This window comes from Pseudomonas sp. DP-17, from assembly GCF_022380625.1.
In the GTDB taxonomy this organism is placed as follows: domain Bacteria; phylum Pseudomonadota; class Gammaproteobacteria; order Pseudomonadales; family Pseudomonadaceae; genus Pseudomonas; species Pseudomonas nitroreducens_A.
The window spans coordinates 122,658-144,243 of sequence record NZ_JAKSXG010000016.1; the positions used below are offsets into that span (position 1 = coordinate 122,658).

The 21,586-nt window shown below is 65.1% G+C and carries 19 protein-coding genes; 15 read left to right on the top strand and 4 right to left on the bottom strand.

Annotated features, from left to right (window positions below; genetic code table 11):
• Positions 1 to 11: 11 nt before the first annotated feature.
• Together MJ122_RS25815 and MJ122_RS25820 are read right to left on the bottom strand one after the other, a co-directional pair.
• Positions 12 to 572 (bottom strand): response regulator transcription factor, encoded by a 561-nt coding sequence (locus MJ122_RS25815; RefSeq protein ID WP_017518181.1) that lies wholly within the window; start codon positions 570 to 572, stop codon positions 12 to 14.
• Between the two features lie 24 nt (positions 573 to 596).
• Positions 597 to 1,853 (bottom strand): ATP-binding protein, encoded by a 1,257-nt coding sequence (locus MJ122_RS25820; RefSeq protein ID WP_088421197.1) that lies wholly within the window; start codon positions 1,851 to 1,853, stop codon positions 597 to 599.
• 230 nt (positions 1,854 to 2,083) lie between these two features.
• Between MJ122_RS25820 and MJ122_RS25825 the strand changes: the two genes are divergently transcribed.
• The 3 genes from MJ122_RS25825 to MJ122_RS25835 all read left to right on the top strand — a co-directional run bounded on the left by MJ122_RS25825 (position 2,084) and on the right by MJ122_RS25835 (position 6,266).
• Positions 2,084 to 2,800 (top strand): SIMPL domain-containing protein, encoded by a 717-nt coding sequence (locus MJ122_RS25825; RefSeq protein WP_239746576.1) that lies wholly within the window; start codon positions 2,084 to 2,086, stop codon positions 2,798 to 2,800.
• Between the two features lie 222 nt (positions 2,801 to 3,022).
• Positions 3,023 to 4,624 (top strand): ABC transporter substrate-binding protein, encoded by a 1,602-nt coding sequence (locus tag MJ122_RS25830; RefSeq protein WP_088421195.1) that lies wholly within the window; start codon positions 3,023 to 3,025, stop codon positions 4,622 to 4,624.
• Between the two features lie 64 nt (positions 4,625 to 4,688).
• On the top strand, positions 4,689 to 6,266 hold the full coding sequence (locus MJ122_RS25835) for an ABC transporter substrate-binding protein (protein ID WP_239746645.1): 1,578 nt from the start codon (positions 4,689 to 4,691) through the stop codon (positions 6,264 to 6,266).
• 116 nt (positions 6,267 to 6,382) lie between these two features.
• On the opposite strand, the gene MJ122_RS25840 is transcribed toward MJ122_RS25835, so the two are convergent.
• Positions 6,383 to 7,600: a Xaa-Pro peptidase family protein gene (locus MJ122_RS25840; RefSeq protein WP_239746578.1), complete on the bottom strand. Its 1,218-nt coding sequence runs from the start codon at positions 7,598 to 7,600 to the stop codon at positions 6,383 to 6,385.
• A 178-nt stretch (positions 7,601 to 7,778) separates the two neighbouring features.
• On the opposite strand from MJ122_RS25840, the gene MJ122_RS25845 reads away from it, so the two are divergent.
• The 9 genes from MJ122_RS25845 to MJ122_RS25885 all read left to right on the top strand — a co-directional run bounded on the left by MJ122_RS25845 (position 7,779) and on the right by MJ122_RS25885 (position 18,247).
• Complete coding sequence (locus tag MJ122_RS25845; RefSeq protein ID WP_088421192.1) at positions 7,779 to 8,342, top strand: XRE family transcriptional regulator; 564 nt, start codon at positions 7,779 to 7,781, stop codon at positions 8,340 to 8,342.
• Positions 8,343 to 8,540: 198 nt separating this feature from the next.
• Positions 8,541 to 10,148 carry an ABC transporter substrate-binding protein gene (locus MJ122_RS25850; protein ID WP_239746580.1) on the top strand — a complete coding sequence of 536 codons (1,608 nt, stop codon included), beginning with the start codon at positions 8,541 to 8,543 and terminating at the stop codon, positions 10,146 to 10,148.
• A 163-nt stretch (positions 10,149 to 10,311) separates the two neighbouring features.
• Positions 10,312 to 11,721 (top strand): OprD family porin, encoded by a 1,410-nt coding sequence (locus MJ122_RS25855; protein WP_239746582.1) that lies wholly within the window; start codon positions 10,312 to 10,314, stop codon positions 11,719 to 11,721.
• A 5-nt stretch (positions 11,722 to 11,726) separates the two neighbouring features.
• The gene (locus MJ122_RS25860; RefSeq protein ID WP_239746647.1) at positions 11,727 to 13,316 is read left to right on the top strand and encodes an ABC transporter substrate-binding protein; all 1,590 of its coding nucleotides are present in this window, start codon (positions 11,727 to 11,729) and stop codon (positions 13,314 to 13,316) included.
• A gap of 76 nt (positions 13,317 to 13,392) precedes the next feature.
• A complete protein-coding gene (locus MJ122_RS25865; RefSeq protein WP_017517549.1) occupies positions 13,393 to 14,403 on the top strand; it encodes an ABC transporter permease subunit in 1,011 nt (336 codons plus the stop codon).
• A 14-nt stretch (positions 14,404 to 14,417) separates the two neighbouring features.
• Entirely contained in the window at positions 14,418 to 15,329 is a 912-nt protein-coding gene (locus tag MJ122_RS25870; RefSeq protein WP_239746584.1) for an ABC transporter permease subunit, read from the top strand.
• A 148-nt stretch (positions 15,330 to 15,477) separates the two neighbouring features.
• Complete coding sequence (locus MJ122_RS25875) at positions 15,478 to 16,455, top strand: ABC transporter ATP-binding protein (protein ID WP_017517551.1); 978 nt, start codon at positions 15,478 to 15,480, stop codon at positions 16,453 to 16,455.
• Positions 16,452 to 17,423 carry a peptide ABC transporter ATP-binding protein gene (locus tag MJ122_RS25880; protein WP_088421187.1) on the top strand — a complete coding sequence of 324 codons (972 nt, stop codon included), beginning with the start codon at positions 16,452 to 16,454 and terminating at the stop codon, positions 17,421 to 17,423. Before MJ122_RS25875 ends, MJ122_RS25880 begins: the two co-directional genes overlap by 4 nt.
• A 161-nt stretch (positions 17,424 to 17,584) precedes the next feature.
• Positions 17,585 to 18,247: a hypothetical protein gene (locus MJ122_RS25885; RefSeq protein ID WP_239746586.1), complete on the top strand. Its 663-nt coding sequence runs from the start codon at positions 17,585 to 17,587 to the stop codon at positions 18,245 to 18,247.
• Positions 18,248 to 18,382: 135 nt separating this feature from the next.
• On the opposite strand, the gene MJ122_RS25890 is transcribed toward MJ122_RS25885, so the two are convergent.
• On the bottom strand, positions 18,383 to 19,009 hold the full coding sequence (locus tag MJ122_RS25890) for a LysE family translocator (RefSeq protein WP_239746649.1): 627 nt from the start codon (positions 19,007 to 19,009) through the stop codon (positions 18,383 to 18,385).
• Between the two features lie 135 nt (positions 19,010 to 19,144).
• Between MJ122_RS25890 and MJ122_RS25895 the strand changes: the two genes are divergently transcribed.
• The 3 genes from MJ122_RS25895 to prfH all read left to right on the top strand — a co-directional run bounded on the left by MJ122_RS25895 (position 19,145) and on the right by prfH (position 21,584).
• Positions 19,145 to 19,627, top strand: coding sequence for an Lrp/AsnC family transcriptional regulator (locus MJ122_RS25895; protein ID WP_239746587.1), 483 nt, complete (start codon positions 19,145 to 19,147; stop codon positions 19,625 to 19,627).
• 209 nt (positions 19,628 to 19,836) lie between these two features.
• On the top strand, positions 19,837 to 20,973 hold the full coding sequence (locus MJ122_RS25900) for an RNA ligase RtcB family protein (protein ID WP_239746588.1): 1,137 nt from the start codon (positions 19,837 to 19,839) through the stop codon (positions 20,971 to 20,973).
• Positions 20,973 to 21,584 (top strand): peptide chain release factor H, encoded by a 612-nt coding sequence (prfH, locus tag MJ122_RS25905; RefSeq protein WP_239746589.1) that lies wholly within the window; start codon positions 20,973 to 20,975, stop codon positions 21,582 to 21,584. The genes MJ122_RS25900 and prfH overlap by 1 nt, the downstream gene beginning before the upstream one ends.
• Positions 21,585 to 21,586: the final 2 nt, after the last annotated feature.

Sequence of the window (21,586 nt, forward strand, 5' to 3'; positions counted from 1 at the left end):
TTATCGATCGCTTAACGTCTCACGGGACGCTTTTGCAGCTTACGTTGCAATGTGCGCCGGTGCATGCCCAGCGCACGGGCGGTCGCGGAGATATTGCCGTCATGTTCGGCAAGCACGCGCTGGATATGTTCCCACTGCAGGCGATCGACCGACATGGGGTTTTCCGGGACCAGGGTTTCCAGGTCCGCGTGCTGCGACAGCAGCGCGGTCAGCACATCGTCGGCGTCGGCCGGCTTGCACAGGTAGTTGGTGGCGCCGCGCTTGATGGCTTCTACCGCAGTGGCGATGCTGGAATAGCCGGTGAGGATCACCACGCGCATCTCGGCGTCGAGCTCGAGCAGCTTGGGCAGCAGCACCAGGCCGGAGTCGCCGTCCATCTTCAGGTCGAGCACGGCGTAGTCGGGCAGATCTTCCTTGGCCATGGCCAGGCCTTCTTCGGCGGAGCCGGCGACCGACACCCGCAACCCGCGACGGGTCATGGCGCGAGCCATGACGCGGGTAAAGGTGGCATCGTCGTCCACCAGCAGCAGGTGGGGCTGCTCTTCGCCTTCGAACAGGATCTCTTCGCTCATGGTACTTCCTCGCGGGCGCGGCTATCAGGCCACGCCATAGCTTCTGGGCAGACGCAACTCGGTCAGAGTGCCGCCATCTTCATGGTTATACAACTTCACCGTTCCCCCTGCGCGGGTCACGCTGGCCTGGCTGAGGAACAACCCCAGGCCGAAACCCTTGCCCTTGGTGGTGAAGAACGGCTTGCCGAGCTGCTCGGCAATGGCCAGCGGCACGCCGGGGCCCTGGTCGCGGATGCTCAGGCAGATTTCACTGGCATCCCAGTCCAGGCGGATGTCCAGATCGTCCGGACAGGCGTCCGTCGCGTTATTCAGAAGGTTCAACAGCGCCTGGCTCAGGTCGGTCGGCGGGGTCATCCGCGGCGCCTTGCCCTTGCCCAGCATCTGGTAGCGATAGCTCGCCTCGGGACGCATCAGGTGCCAGCGACGCAGCACCGCTTCGACCCATTCGTTGGCGCCCTGCTCTTCCACTGCCTGGCGACGATCCGCCTCGGCGGCGCGCACCAGGTGCTGCAGGGTGGTCTTGCAGAGCTTGACCTGCTCCTGCAGCAGGGCGAGATCTTCCTGCAACAGCGGCTGGTCCGCATTGGTCTGGCGCAATTCCTTGAGCAGCACGCTCATGGTCGCCAGCGGCGTGCCCAGCTCATGGGCGGCGCCGGCGGCCTGGGTAGCGACGGCCAGCAACTGCTGATCGCGCATGCCTTCCTCGCGACGCTGGGCCTGCAGTTGCTCCTGGCGGCGCAGCGCCTCGGACATGCGGGCAACGAAGAAGGTGATCAGCGCGGCGGCCAGGGCAAAGCTCAGCCACATGCCGTAGATCAAGAGGTTGTCACGCTGCCCGGCGGCCATCTCCAGCGGGTGGAACCACACCAGCAGCACCGTGTAGCTGGCCAGCGCGAGGCCGGCCAGGGCGATGGTGTAGAGCCACGGCAAAGTCGCCGCGGCGATGGTCAGCGGCACCAGGTAATAGGAGACGAAGGGATTGCTCGAGCCGCCCGAGTAATAGAGCAGCACGCTGTGGATGACCAGGTCGCAGGCGAGCTGGACGGCGTATTCCAGTTCGGTCACCGGCCACGGCCCGCGCAGGCGCAGCGCGGTGCCCAGGCAGAGTACGAGGGAGACGCCGAGGGTCACGCCGAGCGCGAGCCAGGGCAGCTGGATCAGCTGGGCCTTGTAGGCGAGCCCGACGGAGCCGGCCTGGGCGGCGAGCACGAGAATACGGATAAGCGTCAGATGCAGAAGGTTCTGACGGCTGGCGGAAAGCTGGAAAACCGGTGGGCGCATGGTGAATTCCGGAATTTGCGCGAGTATAGCCAAGAGCCCCCTCCCCTTTATGCGGCATAGCGCCACAGCATACTCCAGCACGCCCAGCGCTGGCCGCCCAACCCCGAAACATTTAGTGACACCGGTCAATAACCCGAACTCGACGCCATCCTCGTCAAAGGGTCTGACAGTCCTCGCCATTGGCTCTACTAAGCTGTGGCCCGGACATTTTCTGGAGCAAGGAGTCATCCATGTCTGTACTGAAGAAACCCTTCACCGCCATCGCCGCCGCCATCGCCCTGTGCGCCACCAGCCTGGGAGCCCTGGCAGACGAACCTCGCTACAACCAGGTTTCGCTGCGCGCCGAGGTCAGCCAGGAAGTCGCCCACGACCTGATGCACGTGACCCTGTTCAGCGAAGGCCAGGGCACCGACCCGGCGAAGCTGGCCGCCGAGACCACCACCGCGATGAACGCGGCGGTCGAGCAGGCGCGCAAGGTCAAAGGCGTGACCGTCAGCCTGGGCAGCCGCAACAGTTACCCGGTGTATGACGACAAGGGCCAGAAGATCACCGCCTGGCGCGAGCGCGCTGAGTTGCGGCTGGAAAGCACCGACTTCGCCGCCCTTTCCCAGCTCACCGCAGACCTGCTGGGCAAGCTGAAGATGGGCAGCATGAACTTCAGCATCGCCGACGCCACCCGCGCCAAGAACGAGGACGCGATGATGAAAGGCGCCGTGGACGCCTTCAAGGCGCGCGCCCAGGTGCTCACCGATGCGCTTGGCGGCAAGGGCTACAAGCTGGTCAGTCTTAACCTGAACACCTCCGGCGCGCCGCGCCCGATGCCCGTTATGCGCATGGCCGCGATGAAGGCCGACAGCTACGGCGGCGCCCCGGCGCAGGAAATAGAAGCCGGCACCAGCCAGGTCACCGTCAGCGCGGACGGCACGATCGAGGTGCAGATGCCGTAACACCCACGACCTCTTCCAGCGCGGCGCCACCGGGGACCGGGGCGCCGCCACCCGACTGCACGGTTCCCATTGTCGAAATTGCGACATTCCCTTGCACCCGCGTCACAACTTCTACACTCATCCCCGCCAGCAGCTTGCGCCCGGCATGTGCCGTGCATAGTTTCACGCAACGCAGCTCACGAGGCTGCCCCTCGATGACAACCAGAATAAACAGAGGTCCGTATGCGTAAGAACGCCGTCATCCGCTCCATGATTGCCGCTGGGCTGATCGCCAGCGCCCCGCTCGCCCACGCCGCCAACAACCTGGTCTACTGCTCCGAAGGCAGCCCCGCGGGCTTCGACCCCGGCCAGTACACCACCGGCACCGACTTCGACGCCTCGGCCGAAACGGTCTTCAACCGCCTCACCCAGTTCGAGCGCGGCGGCACCCAGGTCATCCCGGGCCTGGCGGAAAAGTGGGACGTATCCGATGACGGCAAGACCTACACCTTCCACCTGCGTTCAGGCGTGAAGTTCCACACCACCGACTACTTCAAGCCGACCCGCGAATTCAACGCCGACGACGTGCTGTTCACCTTCAACCGCATGCTCGACAAGAACCATCCGTTCCGTAAGGCCTACCAGACCGAGTTCCCCTACTTCACCGACATGGGCATGGACGCGAACATCGCCAAGGTGGAGAAGGTCGACGACCACACCGTCAAGTTCACCCTCAACGAAGTCGACGCCGCGTTCATCCAGAACCTGGCCATGAGCTTCGCCTCGATCCAGTCCGCCGAATATGCCGACCAGTTGCTCAAGCAGGGCAAGGCCGCCGACATCAACCAGAAGCCCATCGGCACCGGCCCGTTCGTGTTCAGTCGCTACCAGAAGGACGCGATGATCCGCTTCAAGGCCAACCCCGACTACTGGAACAAGGGCGAGGTGAAGATCGACAACCTGATCTTCGCCATCAACACCGACGCCTCGGTGCGCATGCAGAAGCTCAAGGCCAACGAGTGCCAGATCACCCTCTTCCCGCGCCCGGCCGACCTGGAAGCGCTGAAGAAGGATGCGAACCTGAGCATGCCGTCGCAGCCGGGCTTCAACCTCGGCTACATCGCCTACAACGTCACCCACAAGCCCTTCGACAAGCTCGAAGTGCGCGAAGCGCTGGACATGGCGGTGAACAAGAAGGCGATCATCGACGCCGTCTACCAGGGCGCAGGCCAACTGGCCGTGAACGGCATGCCGCCGACCCAATGGTCCTACGACGACACCATCAAGGACGCCGGCTACAACCCGGAAAAGGCCAAGGAACTGCTGAAGAAGGCCGGCGTGGCCGAAGGCACCGAGATCACCCTGTGGGCCATGCCGGTGCAACGTCCCTACAACCCCAACGCCAAGCTGATGGCCGAGATGCTGCAGTCCGACTGGGCCAAGGTGGGCATCAAGGCGAAGATCGTCACCTACGAGTGGGGCGAGTACATCAAGCGCGCCAAGGGCGGCGAGCACGACGCCATGCTGATCGGCTGGAGCGGCGACAACGGTGACCCGGACAACTGGCTGGGCACCCTCTACGGCTGCGATGCCGTGGACGGCAACAACTTCTCCAAATGGTGCGACCCGGCGTACGACAAGCTGATCAAGGATGCCAAGCGCACCCCGGACCAGGCCAAGCGCACCGAGCTGTACAAGCAGGCCCAGCACATCCTCAAGGAGCAGGTGCCGATTACCCCGATCGCCCACTCCACGGTGTACCAGCCGATGCGCAAGACGGTGCAGGACTTCAAGATCAGCCCGTTCGCGCTGAACTCGTTCTACGGCGTCAGCGTAGGCAAGTAAGGCCAGGGGCCGCCGGGATTCCCGGCGGCCCTTTCCTCCGGCAGCCGCCGTGCGCGAAGCGCTCATCCGCCTGACCCTGGCCAGCCTGCTCGGCTGTGCGCCGGCATTCGGCCAATCGTTGGTGGTCTGCACCGAGGCCAGCCCGGAAGGGTTCGACATCACCCAGTACACCGCCGCCACCACCGCCGACGCTTCCGCCGAGACGGTCTTCGAGCGCCTGGTGCAGTTCGCCCCCGGCAGCACCCGCGTGGTGCCAGCCCTCGCAGAGAGCTGGGCGATCAGCGACGACGGCCTGCAGTACACCTTCGTCCTGCGTCAGGGTGTGAAATTCCACAGCACCGACTACTTCACCCCGACCCGTGATTTCGACGCCGACGACGTGCTCTGGAGTTTCCAGCGCCAGCTCGACCCGAAGCACCCTTGGAACAAACTGGCGCCACGCGGCTTTCCCTATGCCGAGGCGATGGGCCTGCCCGGCCTGATCAGCGCAGTGGAAAAGCTCGACGACCACCACGTGCGCTTCACTCTCAGGCACCCCGAGGCGCCCTTTCTCGCCGACCTGGCAATGGGCTTCGCCTCCATCTATTCCGCCGAGTACGGTGACCTGCTGCTGGCCGCCGAAAAAGCCGACCAGCTGAACAACCTGCCCATCGGCACCGGGCCGTTCGTCTTCCAGCGCTACCAGAAGGACGCCCAGGTACGCTTCACCGCCAATCCGGATTACTGGGGCGGCAAGCCGAAGATCGACCGCCTGCTGCTGGCAATCACTCCCGATCCGAACGTACGCATCCAGAAGGTCAAGGCCGGCGACTGCCAGATCGCCGTGTACCCCAAGCCCACCGACGTGCCCGCGCTGCGCCAGGACCCGAAACTGACCATCGAGGAACTGGACTCGCTGCTGGTCGCCTACGTCGGCATCAATACCCGGCACAAGCCACTGGATGACGTGCGCGTGCGCCAGGCGATCAACCTCGCCTTCGACCGTGACGCCTACCTGCGCGCGCAGTTCGGCGAAGGCGCCGCGACGCTGGCTGTGGCGCCCTACCCACCGACACTGTGGGGCTCCGATCCGCAACTCAAGGTCTGGCCCCACGACCCGGCGCGGGCGAAACAGCTGCTGGAAGAAGCGGGAATCAAGCCCGGTCTCAAGCTGTCGATCTGGACCCGTCCCGGCGGCGGGCCGACCAACCCAAACCCCGGCATCGGCGCGCAGATGCTGCAGAACGACCTGGGGCAGATCGGCATCCAGGCGGACATCCGCGTATTCGAATGGGGCGAACTGATCAAGCGTGCCAAGCAGGGCGAGCACGACCTGATCTTCATGGGCTGGGTCGGCGACAACGGCGATCCGGACAACTTCCTTACGCCGAACCTTTCCTGCGCCGCCGCCAAGAGTGGCGAGAACCAGGCGGGCTGGTGCAACGCGGAGTTCGACGAACTACTGCGCAAGGCCCGCGCCATTACCGACCAGGAAACCCGGGCGGGCTTCTATCGCCAGGCGCTGGCGATCTACCAGCGCGAAGCGCCGTGGATCGCCCTGGCCTATCCGAAGCAGTTCGCGGTGCTGCGGCCGGAGGTGAAAGGCTTCACCCTGAGCCCGCTGGGGTCCAACAACTTCTCGCGGGTTGAATTGCGCCCCTGAGATTACCTGCAGGGACGGACTCCGTGCGCGATAGGCTTCCGGCGCGATGCGGACCACTCGCGGACGGAGTTCGCTCCTACTCCCACACCGGATTCGCAGCAGGACCGTTCGCGTGGTCAGGCATCCAGGCCGAACGGATCGTCCACCGAATGACTCGGCTGGGTGAACCAGCGCGGGCCTTGCGCCGTCATGTAGAAGTGGTCTTCCAGGCGGATGCCGAACTCCCCCGGCACGCAGATCATCGGCTCGTTGCTGAAGCACATTCCGATGTCCAGCGGCGTGCGGTCGCCGCGCACCAGGTACGGCGCTTCGTGGATATCCAACCCGATACCGTGACCAGTGCGGTGCGGCAAACCCGGCAGTGCATAGTCCGGCCCGAGGCCGCCGGCCTCCAGGCAGCGGCGTGCGGCAGCATCCACCCGCTCGCAGGGTTCCCCCAGTACGGCAGCATCGAATGCGGCCTGCTGTGCGGCCTTCTCCAGGTTCCACAGTTCGCGCTGGCGCGCACTGGGCGTACCGAAAACGTAACTGCGGGTGATATCCGAGTGGTAGCCGTAGAGCTGGCAGCCGGTATCGATCAGCACCATGTCGCCGCCCTGCAGCGGGCGCGGCTGGCGCACACCGTGGGGGAAGGCGCTGTCTTCGCCGAACAGTACGATGCAGAAGGTCGAGCCCGGTGCGCCGACCTGCCGGTGTGCCGCCTCGATGAAGCGCGTCACCTCGGTGACGCTGATGCCCTCGCGCAGGATGCTGGCCGCAGCCTTGTGCACTTCCAGGGTCATGTCCTTCGCCCGCTGCATCAGCGCCAACTCCGCTGGCGACTTGCAGCGGCGGCACTGGTCGATCAACGCGCCGGCGTCCACCAGTTGCACCTGGCTCGTCGCCTGGCGCAGGCGTTCGAACATGCCGAACGGCAGGCTGTGGGAAAGACCGACCCGCGCACCGTCGCGCACCTCGATTTCCGAAAGCATTCCGGCCAGCAGGGCGAACGGACTTTCATGCTCGGCCCACACGCTGATGCTGCCGGGCAGCACCTGCAGATCGCGCACCGTGCCTTCCTCGAAGGCCGGGGCGATGTAGCGCACCTCGCCCCGTGCCGGCACCAGTGCGCCGACCAGCCGCTCGCTGGGGCTCCACTTCAGGCCTGTGAAATAGACCAGCGAACTGCCGGCGTCGATGAATACGGCCGAAACTTCGCGCGCCTGCATCAGTTGCTGCAATCGACCGATCCGAGACTGGTATTCCTCGAGCGCAATGGGACGAGCACCGGCCGTCATGACCTGCAATTTCGCCAGCGCCTGCTCGGGGCTCACGCCCCCTACTCCCAATGTCATGTGAATCTCCCGAGGAATGGAATAAAACGACCAGAAATTTAAGCAGTACTGAAATTTCCGGTCAAAGGCTTTTCGGCATCCGGTATCCTTGTGGCCGATTTTTCATCCGCTGATGGCTCGATGCTTTCACCGGTCGACGACACTGGTATGCTGCCGGCGTCCCACAAGAGCCTGAGCAATGTCCGCAGATCGTATCGGAGAACGCCTGCGCCGTTATCGGCGAGCAGCGAAGAAGACCCTCAACCAGGTGGCCGCCGAATCCGGCCTGACGGCGAGCTTCCTGTCCCAGGCAGAGCGCAACCTCACCGGCGTCTCGCTGTCGTCCCTGGCCAGCATCGCCAAGGCGCTGGACGTGCCGCTCAACGCCCTCTTCGACTCTCCGCAGCAGATTCCGCCGGATTCGCACCAGGGCGAGCGCGTGCGCTACACCATCGAAGGCCAGCCGCTGAGCTACGAGCGGCTGTCCAGCAGCTTCCCCGGCAACCAGTTGAACGCGGTGAAGGTGACGGTTCCGGTGGGCTACGAATCCGAACTGATCACCCACGATGGCTCGGAATTCGCCTACGTCCTCACCGGGCGCATCGCCTACGACATCGATGGCCACACCTATCCGCTGGGCCCTGGCGACTCCGTCCACTTCGACTCTGGCAAGCGTCATTGCCTGCGCAATCTCGGTGACAGCGTGGCGGAAATGCTCACCGTCACCACCCTTCCGCTGTTCGGCGAACACCCCGCTACCTGATTCACAGCCTGATGAAATTTTCAGTAGCACTGAATTTTGAGTTGAACTTGATTTCAGTCTGACTTAACTTCGGCGCGGCGTGGCCGGACACAGCCCGGCCATGAAGGGACAGGTCTCATCCGGACCGGTCCGGCCAGGCTGGCTGCAAACCCCATCGGTTCGCCGGCCCCTGAAGAAAAACAAGAATGAGGTCAGGCAATGCGCAAGATGCGACGTAATCCCCTGCACGCACTCGCCTTCGGCGGGCTGCTGCTCGCCGGCTCCGCGGCCCAGGCCGCCTCCACCCTGGTGTATTGCTCCGAAGGCAGCCCGGCGGGTTTCGACCCCGGTCAATACACCACCGGCACCGATTACGACGCCACCTCCGAAACCCTATTCAACCGCCTCGTGCAGTTCCAGCGCGGCGGCACCGAAGCCCAGCCGGCGCTGGCGCAAAGCTGGGAAACCTCCGCCGACGGCAAGACCTGGACCTTCCACCTGCGCCCAGGCGTGAAATTCCACACCACCGACTACTTCAAGCCGACCCGCGAATTCAACGCCGACGACGTGCTGTTCACCTTCAACCGCATGCTCGACAAGGACCAGCCGTTCCGCAAGGCCTACCCCACCGAATTCCCGTACTTCACCGACATGGGCCTGGACCGCAATATCGCCAAGGTCAGCAAGCTCGACGAGCACACGGTGACTTTCACCCTGAACGAGGTCGACGCAGCCTTCGTGCAGAACCTGGCGATGAATTTCGCGGTGATCCAGTCCGCCGAATACGCCGACCAGCTGCTCAGGCAGGGCAAGCCCGGCGAGATCAACCAGAAACCCATCGGCACCGGCCCCTTCGTGTTCAGCCGCTACCAGAAGGACGCGATGATCCGCTTCAAGGGCAACCAGGATTACTGGAAGCCCGATGACGTGAAGGTCGACAACCTGGTCTTCGCCATCAATACCGACGCCTCGGTGCGCATGCAGAAACTCAAGGCCGGAGAATGCCAGATCACCCTGAATCCGCGCCCGGCGGACCTCGAGGCGCTGAAGCAGGACCCGAACCTGAACATGCCGTCGCAGCCGGGCTTCAACCTCGGCTACCTGGCCTACAACGTCACCCACGCCCCGCTGGGCAAGACCGACGTGCGCCGCGCGCTGGACATGGCGCTGAACAAGCAGGCGATCATCGACGCCATCTACCAGGGCGCCGGCCAGCTGGCGGTGAACGCCATGCCACCGACGCAGTGGTCCTATGACGAATCGATCAAGGGACAGGCCTACGACCCGGAACAGGCCAAGACACTGCTGAAGAATGCCGGCGTCGCCGAAGGCACCGAAATCACCCTGTGGGCCATGCCCGTGCAGCGCCCCTACAACCCCAATGCCAAGCTGATGGCCGAGATGATCCAGGCCGACTGGGCCAAGGTCGGCATCAAGGCGAAGATCGTCACCTACGAGTGGGGCGAATACATCAAGCGCGCCCACGCGGGCGAACACGACGCCATGCTGTTCGGCTGGACCGGCGACAACGGTGACCCGGACAACTGGCTGGGCACCCTCTACGGCTGCGATTCGGTGAGCGGCAACAACGTTTCCAAGTGGTGCAACGCCGACTACGACAAGCTGGTGCGCCAGGCCAAGGCCACCACCGACCACGACCAGCGCGTGGCCCTCTACCAGAAGGCCCAGCAGCTCCTCGCGCAGCAGGTGCCCATCAGCCCGATCGCCCACTCCACCGTCTACCAGCCCATGCGCAAATCGGTGCAGGGCTTCCTGATCAGCCCCTTCGGACGCAATTCGTTCTACGGCGTAGCCAACCAGCCCTGATCGCCAACTCGAGATCGGCGGCCACTGTCGCCTGAGCGCCAGCCCGGCACAGACCGGGCGGCATATCCCGCCTTCCCCTCTGCCTGCCGGCTCCCCCATCTCTCCGATGGGTGGAGGGGATGCATTCGTTGCTAGGAAAACCCACAACAACAAGGAGCAACTCATGCAGCATCACGTATTCACCCGTACCCTCCTGGCACTTGCCGTCTGTGGCACCCCGTTGGGCCAGGCATTCGCCGACGAGGGCGACCTGCCACCGGACGAAACCCGCCGTGAGAGCGAAGTGGTGGTCAAGGGCCAGGCCGGCGCCAAAGGCTTCGTCGAAGGCCAGAGCCTGACCTTCAGCACGCGCAACTTCGCCGCCCGCGAGCAGATGAAGGACAGCTTTCACTTCAACATCAAGAAGGACGGTTACACCGAACCCACCCACAGCCGCTACACCTGGACCCAGGGCAGCCAGCTCAAATACAACTCCGGCTACACCCAGGGCACCGTGGGCGTTGGCGTGGATGCGGCAGCCTTCAACGAGATCGCCCTGGAACGCGGCCACGGACGCATCGCCGGCGGCGGCACCCGCACCCTGACCGATAGCGACGGCGACGCAGTCGGCCAGTGGTCGAAGATGGGCATAGCCAACGTGAAACTGCGAGCTTCCAACAGCGTGCTGCGCGCCGGCCGCCAGCAGACCGAAAACCCGGTGTTCAACATCAACGACAACCGCGCCCTGCCGCCCTCCTTCGACGGCATCAGCCTGCTCAGCGAGGAGATCGAAGGCCTTGAGGTCCAGGCCGGCAGCTTCACCCGCGCCAGCCCGCGCACCGGCGCAGGCAGCGAGCGCCTGACCACCGAGTATGGCGCGGGGGATTTCTCCGGCAGCCACTTCAGCTACCTGGGCGGCAGCTACCAGGCGATGAAGCAGCTGAAGCTCACCGCCTACGGCGCGCACTTCGAAGACATCTGGAACCAGTACTACTTCGGCGCATCCCACGACCTGGGCGACCCATCCACCCTGGCGCTGAATACCAGCCTGAACTACTACCACACCGGCGACACCGGACAGCGCAAGGCCGGCTACATCGACAACGACGCCTACAGCCTAGCCTTCACCCTGACCCACGGCGCCCATGCCGTGCTGCTGGGCTGGCAGCAGATCCGTGGCGATGAGTACTTCGACTACGTCCACGAGACTGCTGCCATCTACCTGGCCAACTCCCTGCTCTCCGACTACAACGGCCCCAACGAAAAGTCCCTGCAGTTGCGCTACAGCACCGACTGGGCCGCCTTCGGCGTGCCCGGCCTGACCACCATGGCTTGGTACGCCAAGGGCTGGGGAATCGACGGCACCCACTACGACGGTGACCGCAACGGCGTCAGCGGCTACAACGTCCGCGACATGGATGACGAGAAGCACCACGAGCTCGGCCTCTCGACCGGCTATACGCTGCAAGGCGGCCCGCTCAAGAGCAGCAGTTTCCGTCTGACCTACATGAAACATCTGGCCAGCCAGAACCAGGCGGACGGCAGCGTCAACGAGATCCGCCTGGTCAGCAACTTCCCGTTCAACCTTCTGTAAGGAGCATTGGCATGCCCATCAAGCGTTTGCTACCTCTTCTGCTGGCACTGGGCAGCGGCACCGCCCTGGCGCAGAACCTGGTGGTCTGCACCGAAGCGAGCCCGGAAGGGTTCGATGTGGTGCAGTACACCGGAGCCGTGACCAACGATGCCACCTCGGAAACCATCTTCAACCGCCTGGTGGGCTTCCGCCCCGGCACCACCGAACTGGTGCCGTCCCTGGCGCAGAGCTGGGAGGTCAGCCCCGACGGCCTGACCTACACCTTCCACCTGCGCCCGGACGTCAAGTTCCACAGCACCGACTACTTCAAGCCGACCCGCGCCTTCAACGCCGACGATGTGCTCTGGACCTTCCAGCGCCCGCTCGATCCCAAGCACCCCTGGCACGAGTCGGCCAACCGCGGCTATGCCTATTTCGACGCCATGGGCATGCGCGAGCTGATCAAGTCGGTGGACAAGGTCGACAACCTGACCGTGCGCTTCACCCTGAGCCATCCCGAGGCGCCCTTCCTTGCCGACATGGCCATGGGCTTCGCCTCCATCTACTCGGCCGAGTATGGCGACCAGCTGCTGGCCGCAGGCAAGCAGGGACAGATCAACAACCTGCCCATCGGCACCGGCCCCTTCGTCTTCAACCGCTACGCCAAGGACTCCCAGGTGCGCTACCGCGCCAACCCGGACTACTTCGGCGGCAAGCCGGCCATCGACAACCTGGTGTTCGCCATCACCCTCGACCCCAACGTGCGCATGCAGAAGGTCCGGCGCAACGAATGCCAGATCGCGCTCTACCCCAAGCCGTCGGACGTGCCGGCCCTGCAACAGGACAAGAACCTCGCGGTGGACAGCATCGACGCGCTGATGACCACCTACGTGGCGATCAATACCCGGCATAAGCCGCTTGATGACGTGCGCGTGCGCCAGGCAATCAACCTCGCCATCGACAAGAAGGCCCTGCTCGACTCGGTATTTGGTGCCAATGCCGCCAGCCCGGCGATCAACCCCTACCCCTCGACGCTGCTGGGCTACAACAAGGACCTCGAAGACTGGCCGCACGATCCCGAGCGGGCGAAAGCGCTCCTCAAGGAAGCCGGAGCGGAAAACCTCAAGCTGACGATCTTCATCCGCAACGGCAGCTCGCCGACCATTCCCAACCCGGCACTTGCGGCACAGATGATGCAGGCGGACCTGGCCAAGGCCGGCATCGACCTGCAGATCCGCTCGCTGGAGTGGGGCGAGCTGCTCAAGCGCTCCAAGGCCGGCGAGCATGACCTGTCGCTTCTGGGCTGGGCTGGCGACAACGGCGACCCGGACAACTTCCTCAGTCCGAACCTGTCCTGTGCAGCGGCGAAATCCGGAGAAAACCAGGCGTTCTGGTGCAACCAGGACTTCGAATTGCTGATTCAGCAGGCCCGTGAGAGCAACGACACGGCAAAACGGGCGGAACTTTATAAAAAGGCGACATCCCTATTCCACGAACAATCGCCGTGGATTCCCCTGGCGCATCCTAAGCTGTTCAATGTGCGCCGCAGCAATGTCTCGGGTTACACCATCAACCCGATGACCAATAACAACTTCGCCGACGTTCGAATCCAGTAACCGGCGAAGCAATAAGAAACCGGCGCCCATCGTCACCCCCGATGGGTAGCCGCTCGGTGAGGAGCCCCCAAACACCATGCTCAGTTTCATCGCACGCCGATTCGGTCTGCTGATCCCGACCTTCTTCGGCGTCACCCTGCTCACCTTTGCGCTGATCCGCCTGATTCCGGGCGACCCCGTGGAAGTGATGATGGGTGAACGCCGCGTCGATCCGCAGATGCATGCCGAGGCCATGCACCGCCTGGGGCTCGACAAGCCCCTCTACCAGCAGTACCTCGACTACATCGGCAACCTCGCCCAGGGCAACCTCGGCGAATCGCTGACCACCCGCGACAGCGTGTGGAACGAATTCCTCACCCTCTTCCCCGCAACCCTCGAACTGTCGCTGGCGGCCCTGCTGTTCGCCGGCGTCTTCGGCCTGCTCGCCGGGGTGATCGCTGCCTTGAAACGAGGTTCGCTGTTCGACCACGGGGTGATGACCATCTCCCTGGCCGGCTACTCGATGCCGATCTTCTGGTGGGGCCTGATCCTCATCATGCTGTTCTCCGTTTCCCTGGGCTGGACGCCCGTCTCCGGGCGCCTGGACCTGCTCTACGACATCGAGCCCAGGACCGGCTTCATGCTCATCGACACGCTGCTGTCGGATGAGGAAGGCGCCTTCATGGACGCCGTGCGCCACCTGATCCTGCCGGCCATCGTGCTGGGCACCATCCCGCTGGCGGTGATCGCGCGGATGACCCGCTCCTCGATGCTCGAAGTATTGCGCGAAGACTACGTGCGCACCGCCCGCGCCAAGGGCCTCTCGCCGGCCCGCGTGGTGTTCGTGCATGCCCTGCGCAACGCCATGATCCCGGTGCTCACCGTGTTCGGCCTGCAGGTCGGCACGCTGCTCGCCGGCGCGGTCCTGACCGAGACCATCTTCTCCTGGCCCGGCATCGGCAAATGGCTGATCGACGCCATCGGCCGCCGCGACTACCCAGTGGTGCAGAACGGCATCCTGCTGGTGGCGACCCTGGTGATCCTGGTGAACTTCATCGTGGACATCCTCTACGGCCTCGCCAACCCACGCATCCGTCACCAACGCTAACCGGAGCCGACGCCATGAATGCCAACGCCAAAGCTCCCGCCAGCGACCCGAGTCTGGTCTACCCATCCCCCTGGAAAGAATTCTGGCAAGCCTTCTCGCGCAACAAGGGCGCGGTCGGCGGCCTGCTGTTCATCCTGATCATCGTGTTCTGCGCGCTGTTCGCGCCCTGGGTCGCGCCCCATGACCCCAGCGAGCAGTTCCGCGACTTCCTGCTCACCCCGCCGCTGTGGCTCGAAGGCGGCAACTCGCAGTTCCTGCTGGGCACCGACGAGTTGGGCCGCGACCTGCTCTCGCGCCTGATGCACGGCGCGCGGCTGTCGCTGATGATCGGCCTGACCTCGGTGCTGATCTCGATGATCCCCGGCATCTTCCTCGGCCTGCTCGCCGGTTTCTCCCCGACCCGCCTGGGCCCGGTGATCATGCGCCTGATGGACATCATGCTGGCACTGCCCTCGCTGCTGCTGGCAGTGGCCATCGTCGCCATCCTCGGCCCCGGCCTGATCAACACCGTGATCGCCATCGCCATCGTCTCGCTGCCCGCCTACGTGCGCCTGACCCGCGCTGCGGTAATGGGCGAGTTGAACCGCGACTATGTCACCGCCTCACGCCTGGCCGGTGCCGGCACGCTGCGCCTGATGTTCGTCACCGTGCTGCCCAACTGCATGGCGCCGCTGATCGTGCAGGCCACCCTGAGTTTCTCCTCGGCCATCCTCGACGCCGCTGCGTTGGGCTTCCTCGGCCTGGGCGTGCAGCCGCCGACCCCCGAGTGGGGCACCATGCTGGCCTCCGCACGCGACTACATCGAGCGCGCCTGGTGGGTCGTCTCGCTGCCCGGCCTGACCATCCTGCTCAGCGTGCTGGCAATCAACCTGATGGGCGACGGCCTGCGCGATGCGCTGGACCCGAAGCTGAAGAACGCGGCCTGAGGAGCAACTCGATGAATACTTTCGTGCTCTTCGCAGGAGCGAGCTCGCTCGCGGACCTGCAATCTCCTGCGTTCCCCATTCGCGAGCAAGGACCAAGGCGTCCCCCTCGTTCCTACAAAAAGAACAAGAGCCTGATGGAGACCGCCGTATGAGCCTCCTCGACCTGCGCAATCTTTCGGTCCGCTTCGGCGACCGCAACGCCATCCCGGTAGTGGACGGCCTCGACCTCTCGGTAGACAAGGGCGAAGTCCTGGCCATCGTCGGCGAGTCCGGCTCCGGCAAGTCGGTGACCATGATGGCCCTGATGGGCCTGATCGACGCACCCGGGATCATCACCGCCGACACCATGCAGTTCGACGGTACCGACATGCTGCGCCTGAAGGGCCGCGAACGCCGGCGCATCGTCGGCAAGGACATCGCCATGGTCTTCCAGGACCCGATGACCGCCCTCAACCCCAGCTTCACCGTCGGCTACCAGATCGAGGAAGTCCTCAGGCTGCACCTCGGACTGCGTGGTAAAGCGCTGCGCCAGCGCGCGCTGGAACTGCTCGAGCGGGTGGAAATCCCCGGCGCCGCCCAGCGCCTGGACGCCTACCCGCACCAACTGTCCGGCGGCATGAGCCAGCGCGTCGCCATCGCCATGGCGATTGCCGGCGAGCCCAAGCTGCTGATCGCCGACGAGCCCACTACCGCGCTGGACGTGACCATCCAGGCGCAGATCATGGAGCTGCTGCTGAACCTGCAGCGCGACCAGGGCATGGCGCTGATCCTGATCACCCACGACCTCGCCGTGGTCGCCGAGACCGCCCAGCGCGTCTGCGTGATGTACGCAGGCCAGGCAGTGGAGATCGGTCAGGTGCCGGCGCTGTTCGACCTGCCGACCCACCCGTACACCGAGGCGCTGCTCAAGGCGATCCCCGAGCACAGCGCCGGCGAAGAGCGCCTGGCCACCCTGCCCGGTATCGTCCCCGGCAAGTACGACCGTCCGCAGGGCTGCCTGCTGTCGCCGCGCTGCCCCTACGTGCAGGACAACTGCCGCGCCGTACGCCCGGCCCTGGAAGCCCATGAGCGTGGCGCGGTGCGCTGCTTCTACCCGCTCAACCTGAATACCGAGGTGGCCCGATGAGCGCCGTCCTGACCGCCCGCGACCTGACCCGTCACTACGAAATCTCCCAGGGCCTGTTCAAGCCGCACGCCCTGGTCCGCGCGCTCAACGGCGTGTCCTTCGACCTGCAGGCCGGCAAGACCCTCGCCGTGGTTGGCGAGTCCGGCTGCGGCAAGTCCACCCTCGCCCGCGCGCTGACCCTGATCGAAGAACCCACCTCCGGCTCCCTGCAGATCGCCGGCCACGAGGTGAAAGGAGCCGACCACGACACCCGCAAGCAACTGCGCCGTGACGTGCAGATGGTCTTCCAGAACCCCTACGCCTCGCTCAACCCACGGCAGAAGATCGGCGACCAGCTGGCCGAGCCGCTGCTGATCAACACCAGCCTGTCGCGCATCGAACGCCGCGAGCGCGTGCAGGCGATGATGAAGCAGGTCGGCCTGCGCCCCGAGCATTACCAGCGCTACCCGCACATGTTCTCCGGCGGCCAGCGCCAGCGCATCGCCCTGGCCCGCGCCATGATGCTGCGGCCCAAGGTGCTGGTGGCGGACGAACCGACCTCGGCGCTGGACGTATCGATCCAGGCCCAGGTGCTCAACCTGTTCATGGACCTGCAGCAGGAGTTCGGCACCGCCTACGTATTCATCTCCCACAACCTCGCCGTGGTCCGCCACGTGGCCGACGACGTGCTGGTGATGTACCTCGGCCGCCCGGCGGAGATGGGACCGGCGGACAAGCTCTACGAGCGTCCGCTGCACCCCTACACCCAGGCGCTGCTGTCGGCGACTCCGGCTATCCACCCCGATCCGAGCAAGCCCAAGATCAAGATCCAGGGCGAACTCCCCAACCCGCTCAACCCACCCAGCGGTTGTGCCTTCCATAAACGCTGCCCCTATGCGACCGAGCGCTGCAAGACCGAGGTGCCGGAACTGCGCCTCCTCGATGAGCGCCAGGTGGCCTGCCACCATGCGGAACAGTTCCTGAACTGATACGAAACGGGCCGGTCATAGGCCGGCCCCTCTTTCGGAAACAGCTGCGTCCTACAACGCAGCCGGAACAGGCCTATCGCCTGAGCCAGTCAATCCCGCCAGGGTGGCACCCCGCCACCGCCTGCGCGCCGTGGCCGTTATCCACAGGGCCACGATCTTCCATGCTGCTGTTCTTCCTTCTGCTCATCCTCGTCACCGCCATCGTCGCCAACGTCCAGCTGCACAAGTGGAAACGTCAGCGGCGGATGGATGTACGCGCGGCGGTGAAGTCGCGGAAGAAGCCGGCGCCGAGGAAAAAGGCCGCGGTGGAAGTCGACCTCGATGAGATCGACTGGGACGTGCTTGTCTCGGATGAGCTGGATGTCACACCACCTCCTCCAACTGCGACTCCGCCCGCGCCCGCCAAACCTGTACCAGTAAGAACTGAGCGACCCGCACCGCCACCTCCGGCAAAGCCGAAAGCCGAACCCCGGGACGAATTCCTGCCGCTGGAACGGGCACTGCCACCGGGACAACTGACGGCCACCCAGCGCGATCAGGCCATGGCGCAGCTGCTCAAGACCAGTCTGCACATCCCCACTCCGGAGCCCGGAGAGAAGCATGTGGTGCTGGACATCGACGACGGCAGCTACGTGCCGGTCGCCACGCACCCGACTGCGGCCGCCATCGCCCTCGGGCATCTCGCCGAGAGCCTGGAGCAACGCAAGGGCGCGCAGTTGCTGCGTGAGTTGCGCGGCAAGGAGCTGGGCCTGCTGGTGGTCGCGCGCAATCCGCAGAAGCCCTCGGTGGCGCGGCTGTGGAAAATCCAGCCGGAAGACCTCTGAGGCACGGCCTCGCACTGTGCTTGCAGCTGTCGCAGGAGCGGACTCTGTCCGCGATGTGCAACAGGCCCGCTCACAGCTGCCGGCAATCGATCGCGGACGAAGTCCGCTCCTATGCCCTCGAGCGACGGAGCGCTCCTACAAATCGCGAATCAACGCCAGGCGCACGCCAAACCCCAGCAGAATTGCGCCGAAACCCCACTGCTGCACGCGCTGCATCGCCCTGTGCCGCGCCAGCCAGCGGCCCATGCGCTCGCCACTGACCGCATAGAAGCTGTCGAAGCCCAGCCCGACCACTACCAATACGCCGCCCAGTAGTGCGAACTGAAGCGCCAGAGGACCGTTCTGTGGGTGGGTGAACTGCGGCAGCAACACCGAACAGAACAGCAGCGCCTTGGGGTTGAGCAGATTGGTCAGCAAGCCCCGGCGGAATGCACGCCGATAGCTGACTGTGGATAACCCGGCCGCGCCGGTCGCCTCCGGCAGGCCCACCGGAGCGCGAAGCAGTTGCAGGCCGATCCACGCCAGGTAGAGGCCGCCAGCGATGCGCACCCCATCGAAGGTCCAGGGCGCCGTGCGGAACAGCAGCGCGAGCCCGGTCGCCGCCAACGCCACATGGCAGCCGCGCGCCAGGCCCAACCCGAGCGCAGTTGCCAGCGCCGCGCGACAACCGTCGCGAGCGCCGGTATGCAGCAGGAGAATCATGTCGGGCCCCGGCAGCAGGTAGACCATCGCCAGGGCCAGCAGGAACACGCCGATATCCACTAGAGCCACTCCGAAGCAGTCATTGCGGATAGGGATTCTATGCCTGAAGACCGAGGCAGGTGCTTGCGTATTCAACCATCTTGGCGCTCACAATTGGCATATCCTGCCAATCTTCAGCTGATTGAGTATCCACTCATGCCAAGACCAAAACTGGACGCCTATGACCACCGCATCCTCGCGGCCTTGCAGCGCGACGGCCGCCTGACCAACGTGCAGCTCGCCGAGGAGATCGGCCTGTCGCCCTCCCCCTGCCTGCGCCGCGTCCGCATTCTCGAAGAAGCCGGCATGATTCGTGGCTATCACGCGGAGCTGGGGCGCGACGAAGTCGGCCTGGGGCTGACCGTGTTCGTCGGGGTGAAAGTGGAACGCCACAGCGACACCAGTGCCGCCGCCTTCCGCCAGGCAGTGATCGACCTGCCGGAAGTCATCTCGGTGCACCTGGTCAGCGGCGAGTCGGACTTCCTCCTGCAAGTCGTACTGCCCGACCTGCGCGCCTATGAGCAGTTCCTCACCGGCACCCTGCTCAAGCTGCCGGGCGTCAGCGATATCCGCAGCAACTTCGCCATCCAGACGGTGAAGGAGTCGGCCCCCCTGCCGCTGCGGCACCTGCCGAAATAGCGGGATTGCGCGCGGGCGGCTGCGAGCCTATGATTCGCCACCTTCCATCCACCGACAGCAAAGGAGAGACATCATGCAAGCACTGATCACCCTTTGCAGGTCGCGTCTGGCGTAATCGCTTCCCCGCCGCCCCTTTGGCGGCATCGCATTGCCCGGCTCCGGCCTGCCCCCATCCTCTTTTTTCGTTTCATTCCTCATGGGATTGGACAATGGGCAATTGCATCCAAAATCTGTCCGCCGGCATCACCCTGATTGCCGCGGACGACACCTGGATCGAAGGTAAAGCGATCCAGCAACTTGAAACCACCGCCCGCCTGCCGGGCATGCAGCGGGTCGCCGGCATGCCGGACCTGCACCCCGGGCGCGGCTACCCGATCGGCGCGGCGTTCTTCTCCACCGGCCGCCTGTATCCGGCGCTGGTGGGCAACGATATCGGCTGCGGCATGGCGCTGTGGCGCACCGATATCGCCACCGCCAAGCTGAACCTGGACAAGCTGGAGAAGCGCCTGGGCAACCTCGACGGCCCGCTGGACGAAGACTGGAGCGAGCGCATTGCCGGCTTCGCTCTGCCGCCCTGCGGCCACGAGCACTCGCTGGGCACCATCGGCGGAGGCAACCACTTCGCCGAGCTGCAGCAGCTCGATCAGCTCTACGACGAAGCCGCCGTGGCAGCCCTCGGTCTCGACCGTCGCCACCTGCTCCTGCTGGTGCACAGCGGTTCGCGCGGCCTGGGCGAAGCCATCCTGCGCGAGCAGGTGGACCGCTTCAGCCACCAGGGCCTGGAGGAAGGCACCGACGACTGTGCGCACTACCTGACTCGCCACAACGGCGCGCTGCGTTTTGCCGAAGCCAACCGTCAGCTGATCGCCCTGCGCATGCTCGACCGTCTGCGTGCAGATGGTGCGCAGGTGCTGGACGTGACCCACAACCTCGTCAGCCCCGCGCAAGTCGAAGGCGTCGACGGCTGGCTGCACCGCAAGGGCGCGACGCCGGCGGATCGCGGGGTGATGGTCATCCCCGGCTCGCGCGGCGACTACAGCTACCTGGTGGAGCCGGTCGCCGACCCGCGCAGCTTGTTCTCCCTCGCCCACGGCGCGGGGCGCAAGTGGATGCGCAGCGAGTGCAAGGACCGTCTCTCGGCGCGCTATCGCGTCGAGCAACTGGCCCGTACCGCGCTGGGCAGCCGGGTGATCTGCGGTGATCGCGGGTTGATCTACGAGGAGGCGCCGGAAGCGTACAAGGCCATCGACTCGGTGGTCGGCGCGCTGCGCGAAGCGGGCCTGCTGCGGATACTGGCCCGCCTCAAGCCGGTGCTGACCTACAAGACCCGCGGGGAGTGCTGCTGATGATCCTGCTGCAACTTTCCGCGGCCCAGGGGCCGGACGAATGCGCACTGGCCGTGGCCAAGGCCCTGCAGCGACTGCTGCGCGAAGCCGAAGCCAGCGGGGTCGAGGCTCGCACGATCGAGGAAGAAGCCGGCCCGCGCCGGGGCACCCTGCTCTCGGTGCTGCTGGCGCTGAACGGCGACTCGGCAGCAACCCTGGCCGAGGACTGGAGCGGCACCCTGCAATGGGTCTGCGCCAGCCCTTACCGGCCCAACCACGGGCGCAAGAACTGGTACTTCGGCGGCGCACGATTCAACGCGCCACCGGCCAGCCTCGAAGGTGAAGTGCGCTTCGAAACCTTGCGCTCCTCCGGTCCGGGCGGGCAGCACGTCAACACCACCGACTCGGCGGTGCGCGCCACCCATGTTGCCAGCGGCCTGAGCGTGAAGGTCCAGAGCGAGCGCAGCCAGCATGCCAACAAACGTCTGGCGCTGCTGCTGATTGCCCGCAAGCTGGAGGAATGCGCAGAGCAGGCGAACAGCGAGCTGCGAGCCGAACGCCGGCTGGTGCATCACCATCTGCAACGCGGCAATCCGCGTCGGGTGTTTCGTGGCGAACGCTTCGAGGGCTGAGG